Below are 15,071 nucleotides of genomic sequence, written 5' to 3' on the forward strand. Positions count from 1 at the left end.
TGCTTATTGCACAGCAATGTGTTATAATATTTTCAACTTGTTAAGATGCCTCGGTAGCTCAGTCGGTAGAGCAGGGGACTGAAAATCCCCGTGTCAGTGGTTCGATTCCGCTCTGAGGCACCATTTTTCAAGCTGGTGTAGCTCAATTGGTAGAGCAGCTGACTTGTAATCAGCAGGTTGGGGGTTCAATTCCTCTCGCCAGCTCCACTTTGCTTATGCGGGTGTAGCTCAATGGTAGAGCTCCAGCCTTCCAAGCTGATCACGTGGGTTCGATTCCCATCACCCGCTCCATTAATTGTTCCAGATACTGCCGGGGTGGCGGAACTGGCAGACGCAACGGACTTAAAATCCGTCGGTTGGAAACAACCGTACCGGTTCGATTCCGGTCCTCGGCACCAACTATTGCCTTGTAAAATTTCATCATGCGGTCGTGGCGGAATGGCAGACGCGCTAGCTTCAGGCGCTAGTGATGGCAACATCATGGAGGTTCAAGTCCTCTCGACCGCACCATTCAAATTTTCCTCATTTTTACAAGCTCTTTACAACTTCATTATGCGGTCGTGGCGGAATTGGCAGACGCGCTACTTTGAGGGGGTAGTGTTCACAAGACGTATGGGTTCAAGTCCCATCGACCGCACCATTTGCTTAAAACGGCACCTGGTGCTGTTTTCATAAAAATTACATATTATGCGGTTATGGCGGAATTGGCAGACGCGCTAGCTTCAGGCGCTAGTGGTGGCAACACCTTGGAGGTTCAAGTCCTCTTGACCGCACCATTTACGCGGTCGTGGCGGAATTGGCAGACGCGCTACTTTGAGGGGGTAGTGTTCACAAGACGTATGGGTTCAAGTCCCATCGACCGCACCATTTGAAGTATAAGCTCAGATTTTTATCTGGGCTTTTTCTGTATCTGGATACCAGTTTCATAGAAAGGGATGCTGTCATGGAAAGATGGGGATGGAGGCGGCGGGCCGTGCCGCTGCTGCTTGGTCTGCTGCTGGGAACGGGCAGCATGCCGGGGCTTTTCGCTGTCACGGCCTTGGCAACGCCTGCGGCGGAGACGACGACTTCGCAGCAGGTGGTGACTCCTGTTTCAGTGGCTGCGGCCGTGGACGCGGTGCAGCGCAAGAAAGAGCAGCAGGAGGCATTATTCTTGACGGCGGCGGTGGTATCGCTGGCTTCGTATGGGGATGACCGTAGCCTGCTGGCGCGGGAATGGCTCAGAGAATCAGGCTGGTCGATTGCGAGCCATGAGACCGTCTCGCCCGTGGCAGAAGGGCGCTTCCATCTCGTGCGCAAGGAGCTTGCCGAGGGGAAGCAGGCTATGATCCTGTCGTTCCCGGGAACGGAACGCAAGAAGGATGTCGAGGTCGATCTCAAGACGCATCGTGTGCCGTTCGGCGGCACGAATCCACAGGAGTTTGCGGCTGCGGCCGCCGGCGGGATGCGGCAGGAGGCTCCGCTGCCGATGGTGCATAAGGGCTTTGATGATTACACGATGACGGCGCTTTTCACGACACCGGTGGAAGCCCTGCAGGGCCAGACGGCTGGGAAAGCGCTGGCGGCAGAGCTCTTGGCCAGGCCGCAGGAAATCCTCTGCCTGACGGGTCACAGTCTTGGTGGTGCGGCGGCGACGCTGGCAGCGGCGCGTCTTTCCGACATGGGTGTGCCCAAAGAGCAGCTGCGCGTCATCACCTTCGGGGCGCCAGCCGTCGGCGATGAGGCTTTTGCGCGACGCTACGAGTCGCGCTTTGCGCTCACACGCGTGGTCATGGAGGGGGATCCCGTGGCGGCGGTGCTGCAGTCGCTTTCGGGACATTTCGTGCAGTTCGGCGAGAAGGTACGCTGGCGCCAGAACCGCAACAGCGACCGCTTTGCCCATCAGATGGTCGTGTATCTCGACGATGCATTGCGCAGTTATTACGATGAGACTCCGGAGGGGATAATTACGCCGCTGACGGCGCACGAGCCCAAGGCACTTTCCGGCGGTCTCTACGTCGTGGGCCCGGAGCTGCAGCTTGACACGCATCTGACAGACGATGCAGCGTACATGCGGCGATCTCTGACGGAATCCCTCGCCCTGCAGTATGCACCGATGGTCTTCGCGCCGGCTTCGCAGCAGGCCGCTTCGGATTTGCCGTCGCTCATGGCTGCGGCACGTCAGGCCGGCTGCCAGTCAGTGCTGCTGACGCATCTGCGCGCCGAGGGCAGCCGCACGCAGGAGGGAGTATACCGGCTGAGTCTTGTGGAGGAGCTCTACGATCTCCAGGGGCATCTCCTGACGATGCAGTCGCACAGCATGACGACGCGCGATATGACACCGCTCGAAGCAGCGAGCTGCCTGCAGTTCCTGGGACGTGAGGAACGCGACCGCGCACTCGGGCTGTCATAACGAATACATAATACATAAAATATTCTTACAATTATATTGACTTTTGGCCGCCCTTCCGGTATAATAAAATCAAGCCAAAGGAAAGGCAGGGTTCACCTTTCCCGACAGCCGACGAACTTACTCAGGATGGGAGGTAATTCCGATGGGCTAGTTAACGAGTCCAAAGGGAAAAACTCAATGATCGAATCGTTCCTATCTCACGGATAACCATCAGTGGTGACGAGAAAGCCGCTGATGGTTATTTTATTTGTTTTTTTGCGGGGCGGTCATTCTTTTGAACGACAGTGAGAGGGAATTTTCACAGTTGTGTCGAATAAATGTATACAGTTAAATATGTGTATTGGATGGAGGATCATCATGGAGAAAGCCAAGGTATATTTTACGGATTTTCGCGTGCCGGTGGGACGAAATCTCCTGCAGAAGCTCAAGACGCTCTGCGTGGCTGCGGGCATCAAGAAGATTGATATGGACGGCAAGTTCGTCGCCATCAAGATGCATTTCGGTGAGCTCGGCAATATGGCCTTCCTGCGCCCGCAGTATGCGAAGGTCATCGCGGATCTCGTCAAGGAGCAGGGCGGCCGCCCGTTCCTGACGGACTGCAATACGCTCTATCCCGGCAGCCGCAAGCATGCGCTCGAGCATATGGACTGCGCGAATCTCAACGGCTTCAATCCGACGACGACGGGCTGCCAGATCATCATCGGCGACGGCCTCAAGGGCACGGATGACGTTGAGGTGCCGGTCAAGAACGGGGAGTTCGTGGAGAAGGCAAAAATCGGCCGTGCCGTCATGGATGCCGATGTCTTCATCAGCCTCGCACATTTCAAGGGACATGAGGCGACGGGCTTCGGCGGTGCCATCAAGAACATCGGCATGGGCTGCGGCAGCCGCGCCGGCAAGATGGAGCAGCATTCGTCAGGCAAGTGTGTCGTTGATACGGAGCTTTGCCGTGGCTGCCGCCAGTGCGCCAAGGAGTGCGGCTCGGACGCGATCCATTACGTCAACAACAAGGCCGTGATTGATCCGGAGCTCTGCAAGGGCTGCGGCCGCTGCATCGGTGCCTGCTCGTTCAGCGCCATCAGCAATGAGCAGTGGGATGCCGGCGACAAGCTTGACCGCAAGATGGCGGAGTACGCACAGGCCGTCTGCCAGGATCGTCCGTGCTTCCATGTCAACATGGTCATGGATATCTCGCCGAACTGCGACTGCCATGGCGAGAACGATGCCCCGATTCTGCCGAATATCGGCATGTTCGCTTCGTTTGACCCGGTCGCACTCGACCAGGCCTGCGCTGACGCCTGCCTGAAGGCGACGCCGCTGCCGAACAGCCAGCTCGCCGATAATCTGGCCAAGCCGGACTGGCATCATCATCACGATCACTTCCTGGACAACAACCCCAACGTGCATTGGCGTGAGACGCTGGAGCATGCGGAGAAGATCGGTCTGGGAACGAGAGAATACGAGCTCGTTACGCTCAAATAAGCTTAGGGGAAAGAGGCGTGTTTTATGGCGGAAGCATTGCCGGGACAATCGGATAAGAAAAAGAAGCCGCTCAAGCGCAGCAGCATGCCGCGGGGCTATATTGTTCGTCATATCGACGAGGCCATCGAGAAACGGTGGATCAAGGCGTATTATCAGCCAATCGTGCGGACCATCTCGCGCAGGCTCTGTGCCATGGAGGCACTGGCCCGCTGGGATGACCCGACGTATGGCTTTTTGACGCCGCCGCAGTTCATCGGTGTGCTCGAACAGCACAATCTCATCGATAAGCTCGACCGCTACATGATTGAGGCCGTCTGCCGCAATTTCGCACGGCTGCGCAAGGCCGGACGTCAGGCGGTGCCGGTATCGCTGAACTTGTCGCGCCTCAATTTCATCACCTGTGATATCTTTTCGGTGGTGGAGGATACGCTCAAACGCTATGACATGCCGCGCAGCATGCTGCATCTTGAGGTCGTCGAGAGTATCCTGACGGACCGCGTCAAGGTCATCGGCACGTCGCTCGACAAGTTCCGCGAGGCGGGCTATGAAATCTGGATGGACGATTTCGGCAGCGGCTATTCCACGCTGAATTTCCTCAAGGATCAGCGCTTCGATGTACTCAAGATGGATATGGCGTTCCTCAAGAGCGATACGAAGCGGGCGCGCGACATCATCCTTTCGATCATCGCAATGGACAAGCGCATCGGCAACCGCACGCTGGCGGAGGGCGTGGAGACGGAGGAGCAGTTCAATTTCCTGCGGGAGAGCGGCTGCGAGAAGGTCCAGGGCTATTATCTCGGCCGGCCCATGCCGTACGACAAGAGCGTCGCGGCCTGCCTGGAGCAGGGCATCGGCATCGAGGATTGGAACTGGAAGTCGTATTACGATGCAATTGCACGCGTGGATTTCCTCACGGAGCAGCCCCTGATGCTGCTTGAGTACCATGCGCGTCAGTTCCACCTGCTGTTTGCCAACAGGAGCTGCTCCGATTTGCTCTGGCAGGGCGCGGAGGATGGCGCAGAAGAATGGGAAGAAGCGTTCAATTCCTCGTATGACCCGGAAATGCGCTATCTGCATCATGGCCTGCTGCGCCTCGCGCGGACGGGAGAGCCTGAGGAATTTTCCTATGCGCAGGGCGACACGATCATCCGCATGGATGCTGGCCTCGTCGTGAAGCGCGAGCAGCGCTGCCTGTTCGAGATCCATTGCCGCAGCAAGGCAAAGATCCGCGAAGAAGAGAAACTGACACCGGAAAAGATGATGAAGGGTATCTTCTACCTCTACGATGCCATCTTTACGCTGGACCTCAAGCATCAGCAGCTCCTGCTGCTCACGAGTCCGAGCGGCAAGCTCAACGGGCGTTCGTTTTCGCTCGAGGATAGCATGACACTTTACAAAGAGATGTATGTCTGCGAGGATGACTGGCTGCGCTATGAAGAATTTTTCCGCACGGATAACCTCGATGATCGGCTGGAAGCCGCGGAAAACGGCATTCTCTGCGGCATGTTCCGCACGAAGTGGCGCGGTCATGGTCCCGTCTGGAAGAGCCACATCATCATGCGCATCCCGCATCTCGATAGTGACGCATATCTCTGCATGATCCGCACGGCCGATGTGCAGGGCAAAGCCATCGGCTGCGAGGCCAATCGCCTGGATACACTTGCCTGAAAAGTTGCCTCGTTTGACAAAACGAGGCAATTTTTTTATACTATTAGTTAGTAAGCTAACTAATTTCTGGAGGAATGGGACATGAAACGGGAAATGCTGCCGAGCTGGGAAGAGCTCGCACGCCATAAAAAAATCATCCCCGAAATCAATCCATCGGCCGTGATTGCGATGCTCGAAATCAAGCAGGCTGGTGAGGAGGTGCAGCAGTCCGTCATGGATGTGCTGCAGCGGGAGTACCATCTGTCCGAAGGGAAGTTCTGCCTGCTCATCGTGCTGCATCAGCATCCGCAGGGCATCGCGCCCTCGCAGGTTGCGGCCAAGGTGGGCGTGGCAAAGGCGACGGTCAGCACGATGCTGCAGCGCCTCGAGCGGGAAGGCATAGTGGAGATCCTGCCGGACCCGAAGGATGCGCGCGGCAAGCTCGCGTGCCTGACGCAGAAGGGACGCGACTTCATGGATGGGCTGCTGCCCGCGCATTACCTGCGCGTCACGAAGCTCATGGAGCGCCTGACGGAGGACGAGCAGAAGGAGCTCAGCCGCCTGCTCAAGAAGATGTCGGGCTGATGCATCGCAGATGAGGGGGATTTTGGATGAATACGAGACAGAAAGCATTGCGCACCGGCGTGGTTTTCATCGCGTTGCTCATCGTGGGCGGCCTGCTGCTCATGTACAAGGGGCATGATGCCATCGCGCTGGGCATGGAGAAGAAAGAGGGCATCCTGACGGCCGAGCAGGTCAAGATGGCTTTTGATGGCGTCAGCGGCCGCCTGCAGCAGGTGACGGTGCAGGAGGGCGATACGGTGAAGGCCGGCGATGTCGTCATGCAAATTGATTCGACGGATACGGACCTTGCCATCGAGCAGCTTAAGGCGCAGATTGCCCAGCTCGATGCGCAGATCCGCTCGACGGGAGGCAAGCAGGCGCTGAGCTATATGCAGGCCGATAACGACGAGACGCAGAGTTTCCGCCAGATCGACCAGCAGCGCGCAGCCGTCGCGGCCGCGCAGGCGACGCTCAAGAACAGCCGCATCGATTACAACCGCAAATCGGCTTTGCTCGACGCGGGGGCCATCGCGAAGTCGCAGCTTGATGATGCAGAGATGGCTCTCAATGTGGCCGAGGCCAGTGTCGAGCAGCAGCAGCAGCTCCTCGACAAGCTCCTGACGGGCGCGAAGGATACGGGTGACACGGACTCTTTAAGCCTGCCGACTATCGAGCAGCAGCGCCAGACGGCCGGCAACATGAGCAACGATATCGATGCGCTCGTGCAGCAGAAGCAGGCGCTCTCCGTGCAGCTCCAGCAGCTCCAGGTCAAGAAGGAGCGTCTGACGCTGCGGGCGCCGGAGGACGGCAAGATCCTGAAGGTGCTCTCGAAAGAGGGCGAGATGGTGACGGCGGATACGCCGGTCATCCTCTTGCAGAGCAACCGCAGCTATTATGATATCTACATCAGCGAGCAGCAGGCGCGGGGCCTCGCGGAAGGCGATACCATCACGGGCACAACGGTCGCTGGCGGCAGGCAGGTCACGGGTACCATCAAGCTTTTGACGCAGGCGCCGGGCTTTGCTGATCTCAAGCAGTCGCGCGAGAAGGGGCAGGCCGACCTTACCGCCTTCCAGGTGCGCATCTATATCGACCCGCAGGACGGTGTCGTCCCGGGCATGACCATTGGGGTGAACGACCGTGAATTCACTAAAAGATGAGATCCGTTTTCTGTTCTCGGGACAGGGCATGCCGTACGAGAAGGTCTGCATCATGGTGGCCATGGTCGTCACGGTGCTGCTCGGCATCATGCTCAGCAGCAATTTCTCGCACGATGCGAATGTCGTCGTCATCGACCTCGACAATTCGTCATACAGCCATGAGATGACGAACCGCATCAATGCGTCGGAGTACATGAAGGTCACGGCTGTACTCAACACGCCGGTCGATCCCAAGGAGCTCTTTTACCGCGACCGGGCCATCGCCGTCGTGTACTTCCCGCACAATCTCGAGAAGGACCGCTACACGGGAACGGCGACGAATATCGGCGTATTCTACGACAATACGAATACGGCACAGACGGCCGACGTCAAGCTGGCGCTCAATGAGATTATCGGGCTCGACAATGCGGCGGCAGCCGGCGATCCGGGCAGCACGAATGATTCGGATGCCGGCACTGTGAGCCTCGCGGACCGCGTGCTCTTCAATCCGAATGGCTCGAATTACAACGTGGAGACGCAGGGGTTCCTGTTCTTCTTCGGTTCCATGTTCTTCACGTTCGCGACCATCGGCATGGTGCCGCGGCTGCGGCTCACGCATCAGCTTGACAAGATCCTTCTGGAGGGCACACCCTGGGATCTCGTGCTGCGGCTGATCCCGTACGGGGCCTGCCTCATCGTGTCGTTCGTGCTCGGCATGGGCGTGCTGCACACGCTGGGCGATATGACGTTTTCAGGCAATCTCCTGACCTTCCTGATCATCCAGTGCTTCTATGTGATGACGGTGGGCATGATGAGCCTGATTTTCGGCTGGACGGCGGCAAATCCGGGCATCGCGTCGTCGCGCATGATCCTGTTTATCCCGGGGGGCTTCATCTTCGGCGGTCCGACAGGGCCAATCTCGTTTTATCCGGACTGGGTCGTGGCCGTCTCGCATGTTTTCCCGCTGACGTGGGAATTCCATTTTGTGCGCGACATCATTGCCAGGGGCGCCGGGATGGCGGATATCTCGCAGGAGCTCGGGGCGTTCTTCGTCTTCATGGGGATCGTTGCCATCCTGCTCTGCTGGCGGTTCTACGGTTCACGCAAGGCGTTGCTGAAGCGGCTGGCTGATGAGAAGAAACTCCAGCAGCTGCAGGAGCTTGCCGCGGAGAAAAAGGAAGCGCGCCCCGCGGGTGTGTCAGGCGTGCCGGAAGCATGAGCAGGGAAAGGAGCGATGACGATGATCAAGCAGGAAGAGGGACACGAAGGGCGGCCGGATACGGCCAGGCTCATCGCGGATATCCAGTCGCGGCCGAAGCAGGAGATTTCCTGCCGGCGCATCCTCGTGCCGACGGATGGTTCGGGACAGGCGTTCGCGGCGGTCAATCAGGCCATCCATCTCGCGGCGGTGACGGGGGCGGCGCTGACGCTCCTGATGGTCGTCGACCTCAACAAGCATGTGGCCGCCTTTGAGCAGGTCAGCCTCAGCGGCTACGTGCCATCCGAGCTCAAGATCTCAGCCTATCAGTTCCTGGCGGATATGATGCACGTGATCCCGCAGGAGATACGGGCGAGGACGCGCGTGGAGGTCGGCACGCCCGGCGAGATAATCTGTGAGGTCGCCGAGCAGGAGCACAGTGATCTCATCGTCATGGGCAGCCGGGGGTTCGGCAGTTTCCACAGCCTGCTCGTGGGCTCGGTGTCGCATTACGTACTGCAGTGTGCGCCGTGTCCCGTGCTCATCGTCAAGGGTCTGCCCGATGACTGGGACAGCAAAGACGATTATCAAAATGCGCCGTAAAACCCCGTTCCTTTAGGGCTGGGGATATAAGGCGCGTCCGCCGAATTTGCGTAAGCAATTGAAGGCGGACAACTGCCAGCTTTCGTAGTATAATGAACTTGACCTAAAGAATACGAAAGAAAGGAGAAGCCTCGCCATAATAGATACTGGACGAATCGAAAACCAAGGCTCATTGCGAGCAACCAGTTCTTAGCGGGTTGAGGTTGCGTGTATCAACCTGTCGTAATTTAAAGACCTTGCGACTGTAAAGATAACAAGCATTCATATACACAAATACCGTGGGACACATGGGAATTTACGCTTTTGGAGATTGTGTAAGACGAATAGGCTTAGGTCGATTTGCAACGGTCGTTGAATTAAGAATCCCCTGCGTTTACGCATGGGGAGTGTCAACTGACGAGACAGGAACACATCTAACGATCCTCCTCCCTGACGGGGAGGATTTTTTTGTGTGTATTTTTGTACATATTGTAAGTTTTGTCTACTCAAAGTGGAATTTTATAGTATAATGAAAGGGTATCTGTGTATTTTAACGATTGAAGGACGGGATCAGGAGATGCATACAGAGTATTGGATGGGCAACGAAGCCATCGGCATGGGGGCGCTGGCCGCCGGTGTCAATGTGGTGGCAGGCTACCCGGGAACGCCGTCGACGGAAGTGCTGGAGACGATAGCCCGGCATAATCCGGACGGGAACGTCCACGTGGAGTGGTCGACGAATGAAAAGGCCGGCATGGAGGTCGCGGCCGGTGCGGCGTATTCCGGTGCGCGCGCGCTCGTGACGATGAAGCAGGTTGGGCTCAATGTGGCGGCTGACCCCTTGATGAGCCTTGCGTATCTCGGCGTCAAGGGCGGTATGGTCGTGCTCGTGGCCGACGATCCGGGGCCGATTTCCTCGCAGACGGAGCAGGATACGCGCCATTTCGCCGCGTTCGCGAAGCTGCCGTGCTTCGATCCCTCGAGCGTACAGGAAGCCTATGAGATGATCCAGGAGGCGTTTGCGTTCTCGGAAGAGTATCATACGCCGGTTTTTCTGCGGCCGACGACGCGCATCGACCATGGCTATGCGTCGCTGCAGGTCAAGGACCCCGAGGAATACGTGCAGCATGAGGTGGAGGGCTTCGTGCGCAATCCGGCGCGCTGGGTCATCTTCCCGAAGCTCTCGTATCGCGCGCATCAGGAGATCGAGGCGCGCAATGCGGGACTTTCCAAGACGTTTTCGGCGTATGCGCGCAACAAGGTGCTGCCGGCTGCGGACCGGGGCTGCCGCCGCGGCATCGCGACGCATGGCGTCAGCTATCCGTATGTCGTGGAGACGCTGCAGGAGCATGGCGCAGGCGCACCGCGCGTCTTCAAGGTTTCGACGCCGTTCCCGTTCCCCGAGGAAAAGGCCGTGGAGTTCCTGCAGGGACTCGATGAGGTGCTCTGCCTCGAGGAACTCGATCCTGTCATCGAGCGCGCGCTCACGTATGTCTGCGGCAAGTATCAGCTGCCCGTGAAGATTCGCGGCAAGCTCACGGGCGATGTCCGTACGGCCGGCGAGAATACGCGCGATTCCGTCTATGACGACGTGGCGCGTTTCATGGGCTGGCCGCAGGCAAAGCGGCGGGAGCTGCCGCCCGTACCCTGCGAGGTTGTGCGGCCGCCGGTGCTCTGCGCGGGCTGTCCGCACCGCGCGTCGTTCTACGCGGTGAAGCTCGCGATGAAGGGCCAGAAGAGCGTGTTCTGCGGCGATATCGGCTGCTATACGCTCGGCAATGCCATGCCGCTCGACATGGTCGATACCTGCCTCTGCATGGGCGCGGGCGTCAACATCGCCCAGGGCATCGGCGCGGTGACGCCGGGCATGAAGTGCTTTGCCTTCGTCGGCGACTCGACATTCTTCGCCTCAGCGCTGACGGGCGTCGTCAACGGCATCTACAATCAGGCGGACATGACGCTCGTCGTGCTCGACAATTCGACGACGGCGATGACGGGCCATCAGCCGCACCCCGGTACCGGCCATACGATGATGGGCCAGATCGTCGACAAGGTATCGATTGAAGACAGCCTGCGCGGCGTCGGCGTGCAGACGGTGCGCACGGTCGACCCGCTGGACCTTGAGAAGGCCGTGGCCGTCGTCCGCGAAGTGGCAGCTGAGCCGGGGCTCAAGGCCATCATTTTCCGCTCGCCGTGCATCGCGCTCGTCAAGCCTTTGGGACTTGCTGAAATCCTGCCGGACAAGTGCCGGATGTGCAAGAAGTGCATCCGCGAGATCGGCTGTCCCGGCATTGTCATCGAGGATGGCCGCGTGACGATCGATGCCTCGCAGTGCACGGGCTGCGGCATCTGCCGCGAAATCTGCCCGTTTGATGCGATTGCCGTGAAGGAATTTGCACCGGCAGATAAAAAGGAAGGGGGCAGGGCATGATGCAGAAGAATATCTTGTTGACGGGCGTGGGCGGCCAGGGCACGGTGCTCGCGTCGAAACTCATCGCCGCAGCGGCCATGAAGAAGGGGCTGCCGGTCATGAGCGCTGAAACCATCGGCATGGCCCAGAAGGGCGGTTCGGTCTTTAGTCATCTGCGCATCGGCGAGGGCGTCATGAGCCCGATGATCCGCCGTGGCACGGCAGACCTCCTGCTGGCCTTTGAGCCCGCGGAGGCCGTGCGCATGCTGCCGTATTTGAAGGACGGCGGCACGGTCGTGGTCAATTCTCATCCCGTGATGCCCGTGACGGCGGCGCTCAAGGGGACGGATTATACCGGCAGGGAAATGATCGAGTATCTGCAAAAGGCGGTCCCGGACCTCCTCGTCATCGATGGCTGGCAGGCCATGCAGGAGCTCGGGAATCCGAAGGTTCTCAATGTCGTCATGCTCGGTGCAGCCCTCAAGAGCGGTGCGCTGGATTTCCTGACGGAGGAGGAGCTCCTAGGGGCCATCCGTGATAAGGTCAAGCCGCGCTTTGTCGCACTCAATGAGCGTGCGCTGGCCTATTATGCCGAAGGGGACAAGCAGTAAGAGAGGTAGTTTTTATGGAAATCACAAACGAACAACTGGAACTCGTCAACAGCCGCATCAAGGCGCTGCGCAGGGCCGACAGCTTCTACGGCAAACGCCTCGAGGAGTACGGTATCGACCATGTGGACAGCGCGGAGGACTTCAGGAAGCTGCCGTTCTCGGAGAAAAAGGATCTGCGTGACGCATATCCGCTCGGCCTCATGTCCGTACCGGAGGAGGAGATTGTGCGCATCCATTCGTCGTCCGGCACGACGGGCAAGCCGGTCATCGTGCCCTATACGAAAAAGGATGTCGAGGACTGGGCGCTGCTCTTTGCGCGCTGCTATGAGATGGCCGGTGTGACGAAGCTGGACCGCGTGCAGATCACGCCGGGCTACGGGCTCTGGACGGCCGGCATCGGCTTCCAGGCGGGCTGCGAGAAGCTCGGGGCCATGGCCGTGCCAATGGGGCCGGGCAATACGGAAAAGCAGCTGCAGATGATGATGGATATGAAGAGCACGGTGCTCTGTGCGACGTCGTCGTATGCGCTGCTGCTCGCCGAGGAAATCGAGAAGCGCGGCATCGGGGACAGAATCCATCTGCGCAAGGGCATCATCGGTTCGGAACGCTGGAGCGAGAAGATGAGGAAGTCCATTTGTGAGAAGCTCGGCATCGAGGCCTACGATATCTACGGGTTAACGGAAATATACGGCCCGGGCATCGGCATCAGCTGCGATGCGCATGACGGCATCCATTACTGGGATGATTACGTCTACATCGAGATCATCGACCCGCAGACGGGAGAGACGCTGCCGGATGGCGAGTGGGGCGAGATCGTCATCACGACGCTGCGCAAGGAGGGCGCGCCGCTCATCCGCTTCCGCACGCATGACCTCTCGCGCATCCTGCCGGGAGCCTGCCCGTGCGGCAGCAAATTCCCGCGCCTCGACACGATTCAGGGACGCACGGACGACATGGTCAAGATCAAGGGCGTCAATCTCTTCCCCGCACAGATCGAGGAAATCCTCCGGACCTTCCCCGAAGTTTCGAGCGAGTATCAGATCCATATCTCGCATCTCGACGGCAAGGACACGATGCGTCTTTATGTCGAGACAAACGGCAGCGTGGACTTCCTCGACCTCGCGAAACGCATCGCCGAGCGCGTCAAGAGCCGCATCGGCTTCACGCCGCTCGTCAAGGTCGTGGAAATCGGCGTGCTGCCGCGCTCGGAGAAGAAGACGAAGCGCGTGATCGATACGCGTTATGAATGAGAATGCGATGGAGAGGATCATCACGATCTGGCCGGACTTTGCCGCTGACTTTGCCTGCAAGGCCGGCGGCTGCCGCCATACCTGCTGCCGCGGCTGGGAAATCGATGTTGACAGCGATACGGCGCATTGGTATCTTTCGCTTGACGGCCCCCTGGGCGATGAACTGAGGCGGAAGATCCGATGCGATGACGGGACGTATTCGTTCCGGCTCACGGCAGATGAGCGCTGCCCGTTCCTGAGGTCAGACGGGCTCTGCCGCCTCGTGCTCGGCCTCGGTGAGGAGAATCTCTGTGAAATCTGCACGATGCATCCGCGCTTTTTCGCGCTCTGCGGCAAGATAGAGCTCGCCGGCTTCGGATTGGCCTGCGAGAAGGCCACGGAGCTGCTGCTTGCAGCAAAGGAACTGTGCTTCCACGCGGAAGGGGATAGTCAGTCCTTTACTTTCCCGGCCCTGCTGATGTTCCTGGGCTATCCGGTGCCGGATGCCTGGCTGCGGCCGCCTGCACGGCTGACCAGGGGGCAGATGTCGTTCCTGCTCGAACAGATGGAGGCGACAGAGCCCATCGATGCTGTCTGGACGCGGCAGCTCGCTGCCTTGCGGGCGGCTGGTGATGCCTTGCTTTTATCGTATGCGCAGCTTTTTGCGGCGCAGGGAGAGGCTGTGGCAGGGCGCCTGACCTCGTACATCCTCTACCGCCAGCTCGACAAGGTGCCCCGGTATGGCATCGGAGCACTTGCTGCTTATGCGCGCGGCAATGCGGCCTTCATCTATCTCCTGGCCGCTTCGCTGCAGGATTTCCCGGAGGCCGTGCGCCGCTGGTCGGAGCAGATTGAATACGATGAAGAAAATACCGCACACCTCATCGAGGCGTGCGGCAGAGAGTCCTCGTCATTCCTGATCGGGAATGGCCGATAATTTTTCGAGGATGAATTTCATGACGAGCCGCTGGTCCTTTGAGGACTGGCGGTTCTTTTTTGTCAGGAGTGCACCCGTGAGCTTGAGCCCTTCGGTAAAGGGAATCGTGACGAGCCCCGGCATTTCGGCTAAGGAACGTTCGAAGAGGATGGCGGGCAGCGCCTGATGGCGCAGCAGGCTGTAGAGCGTGGAAAGATGCGGCGAGAAATAGCGCACGTTTGGTGTAAGCCCGCGCTGATGCATGGTGCGCAGGACGACGCGCGTCACGTAGAATCCTTCGGAAAGCATCGCGACAGGCATGCCGGCGGCTTCTTCAAGCGTCATGCTCGTGCGGCCTGCAAGCGGATGATCTTCCCAGACGACAAAGCAGATGGGGCGCGAGGCAAGCCGGCGGTAGTGGACGTCCGGCAGGCTGCTGTCGTCGGAGTTGACGACGGCCAGGTCGACTTTTTCATCACGCACGAGGCGGGCGGCTTCGAGGCCGTATGGCTCCGTGATGTCGAGCTGGATCTCGGGGTGCTGCTGCTGGAACTCGCTGAGCAGGTAAGGCAGGAGATAGGAGGCCTGCTGCTGCGGGATGGCGATGCGGACCTTGTTGTGGCGCATCGCCATATCGCGAATCTCGCCCTCCACCTGATCGACCTGCTGCAGCAGCCGCGCGAGTTTCTGCGCGAGCTGTTGGCCGGCCTGGCTGATCACGATCGTGCGCCCGGCGCGCAGGAAAAGGTTGAGCCCCGTTTCGTCCTCGAGGGCCTGCATGGACTGGCTCAGCGTGGACTGAGCGATGTGGAGTTCGGTGGCCGCGTGAGTGATGTTCTGGCAGCGGCAGACGGCCAGGAAGTAACGCATTTGCAAAAGAGTCATGGCAATCCTCCATTCC

General features: G+C 59.0%; 12 protein-coding genes and 8 tRNA genes. 19 read left to right on the forward strand and 1 reads right to left on the reverse strand.

Annotation, left to right across the window (positions count from 1 at the left end):
- Nucleotides 1–47 precede the first annotated feature (47 nt).
- The 19 genes from DWX75_RS09525 (at nucleotide 48) to fliB (ending at nucleotide 14,191) form a co-directional block, all read left to right on the forward strand.
- Nucleotides 48–123 (forward strand) — tRNA-Phe (locus DWX75_RS09525).
- Between the two features lie 8 nt (nucleotides 124–131).
- Nucleotides 132–207: transfer RNA gene (locus tag DWX75_RS09530), tRNA-Thr, on the forward strand.
- 10 nt (nucleotides 208–217) lie between these two features.
- A tRNA-Gly gene (locus DWX75_RS09535) sits at nucleotides 218–291 on the forward strand.
- 18 nt (nucleotides 292–309) lie between these two features.
- A tRNA-Leu gene (locus DWX75_RS09540) sits at nucleotides 310–398 on the forward strand.
- 26 nt (nucleotides 399–424) lie between these two features.
- Nucleotides 425–510: transfer RNA gene (locus tag DWX75_RS09545), tRNA-Leu, on the forward strand.
- A 44-nt stretch (nucleotides 511–554) separates the two neighbouring features.
- Nucleotides 555–640, forward strand: a tRNA-Leu gene (locus DWX75_RS09550).
- A gap of 49 nt (nucleotides 641–689) precedes the next feature.
- A tRNA-Leu gene (locus tag DWX75_RS09555) sits at nucleotides 690–776 on the forward strand.
- A 5-nt stretch (nucleotides 777–781) separates the two neighbouring features.
- Nucleotides 782–867, forward strand: a tRNA-Leu gene (locus DWX75_RS09560).
- A 76-nt stretch (nucleotides 868–943) separates the two neighbouring features.
- A complete protein-coding gene (locus tag DWX75_RS09565; protein ID WP_118016092.1) occupies nucleotides 944–2,392 on the forward strand; it encodes a lipase family protein in 1,449 nt (482 codons plus the stop codon).
- A 357-nt stretch (nucleotides 2,393–2,749) separates the two neighbouring features.
- Nucleotides 2,750–3,874 (forward strand): DUF362 domain-containing protein, encoded by a 1,125-nt coding sequence (locus DWX75_RS09570; RefSeq protein ID WP_199497582.1) that lies wholly within the window; start codon nucleotides 2,750–2,752, stop codon nucleotides 3,872–3,874.
- Between the two features lie 24 nt (nucleotides 3,875–3,898).
- A complete protein-coding gene (locus DWX75_RS09575; RefSeq protein ID WP_118016093.1) occupies nucleotides 3,899–5,542 on the forward strand; it encodes an EAL domain-containing protein in 1,644 nt (547 codons plus the stop codon).
- A gap of 81 nt (nucleotides 5,543–5,623) precedes the next feature.
- On the forward strand, nucleotides 5,624–6,106 hold the full coding sequence (locus DWX75_RS09580; protein WP_118016094.1) for a MarR family winged helix-turn-helix transcriptional regulator: 483 nt from the start codon (nucleotides 5,624–5,626) through the stop codon (nucleotides 6,104–6,106).
- A gap of 26 nt (nucleotides 6,107–6,132) precedes the next feature.
- Complete coding sequence (locus DWX75_RS09585; protein ID WP_118016095.1) at nucleotides 6,133–7,245, forward strand: HlyD family secretion protein; 1,113 nt, start codon at nucleotides 6,133–6,135, stop codon at nucleotides 7,243–7,245.
- On the forward strand, nucleotides 7,226–8,443 hold the full coding sequence (locus DWX75_RS09590) for an ABC transporter permease (RefSeq protein WP_118016096.1): 1,218 nt from the start codon (nucleotides 7,226–7,228) through the stop codon (nucleotides 8,441–8,443). Before DWX75_RS09585 ends, DWX75_RS09590 begins: the two co-directional genes overlap by 20 nt.
- 21 nt (nucleotides 8,444–8,464) lie before the next feature.
- The gene (locus tag DWX75_RS09595) at nucleotides 8,465–9,025 is read left to right on the forward strand and encodes a universal stress protein (RefSeq protein WP_118016116.1); all 561 of its coding nucleotides are present in this window, start codon (nucleotides 8,465–8,467) and stop codon (nucleotides 9,023–9,025) included.
- A 556-nt stretch (nucleotides 9,026–9,581) separates the two neighbouring features.
- Entirely contained in the window at nucleotides 9,582–11,435 is a 1,854-nt protein-coding gene (gene iorA, locus DWX75_RS09600; RefSeq protein WP_118016097.1) for an indolepyruvate ferredoxin oxidoreductase subunit alpha, read from the forward strand.
- Nucleotides 11,432–12,025, forward strand: a complete 594-nt coding sequence (locus DWX75_RS09605) for an indolepyruvate oxidoreductase subunit beta (protein WP_233519559.1) — start codon at nucleotides 11,432–11,434, stop codon at nucleotides 12,023–12,025. The genes iorA and DWX75_RS09605 overlap by 4 nt, the downstream gene beginning before the upstream one ends.
- Before the next feature lie 14 nt (nucleotides 12,026–12,039).
- Nucleotides 12,040–13,275 carry a phenylacetate--CoA ligase family protein gene (locus DWX75_RS09610; RefSeq protein WP_118016098.1) on the forward strand — a complete coding sequence of 412 codons (1,236 nt, stop codon included), beginning with the start codon at nucleotides 12,040–12,042 and terminating at the stop codon, nucleotides 13,273–13,275.
- Nucleotides 13,276–13,282: 7 nt separating this feature from the next.
- Nucleotides 13,283–14,191, forward strand: coding sequence for a flagellin lysine-N-methylase (gene fliB, locus DWX75_RS09615; RefSeq protein ID WP_118016118.1), 909 nt, complete (start codon nucleotides 13,283–13,285; stop codon nucleotides 14,189–14,191).
- Here the strand turns inward: fliB and DWX75_RS09620 are convergent.
- Nucleotides 14,165–15,055 (reverse strand): LysR family transcriptional regulator, encoded by an 891-nt coding sequence (locus DWX75_RS09620; RefSeq protein WP_233519561.1) that lies wholly within the window; start codon nucleotides 15,053–15,055, stop codon nucleotides 14,165–14,167. The two genes, fliB and DWX75_RS09620, sit on opposite strands and share 27 nt — an antisense overlap.
- Nucleotides 15,056–15,071 lie beyond the last annotated feature (16 nt).

This window comes from Mitsuokella sp. AF21-1AC (assembly GCF_003458855.1).
Classification (GTDB): domain Bacteria; phylum Bacillota; class Negativicutes; order Selenomonadales; family Selenomonadaceae; genus Mitsuokella.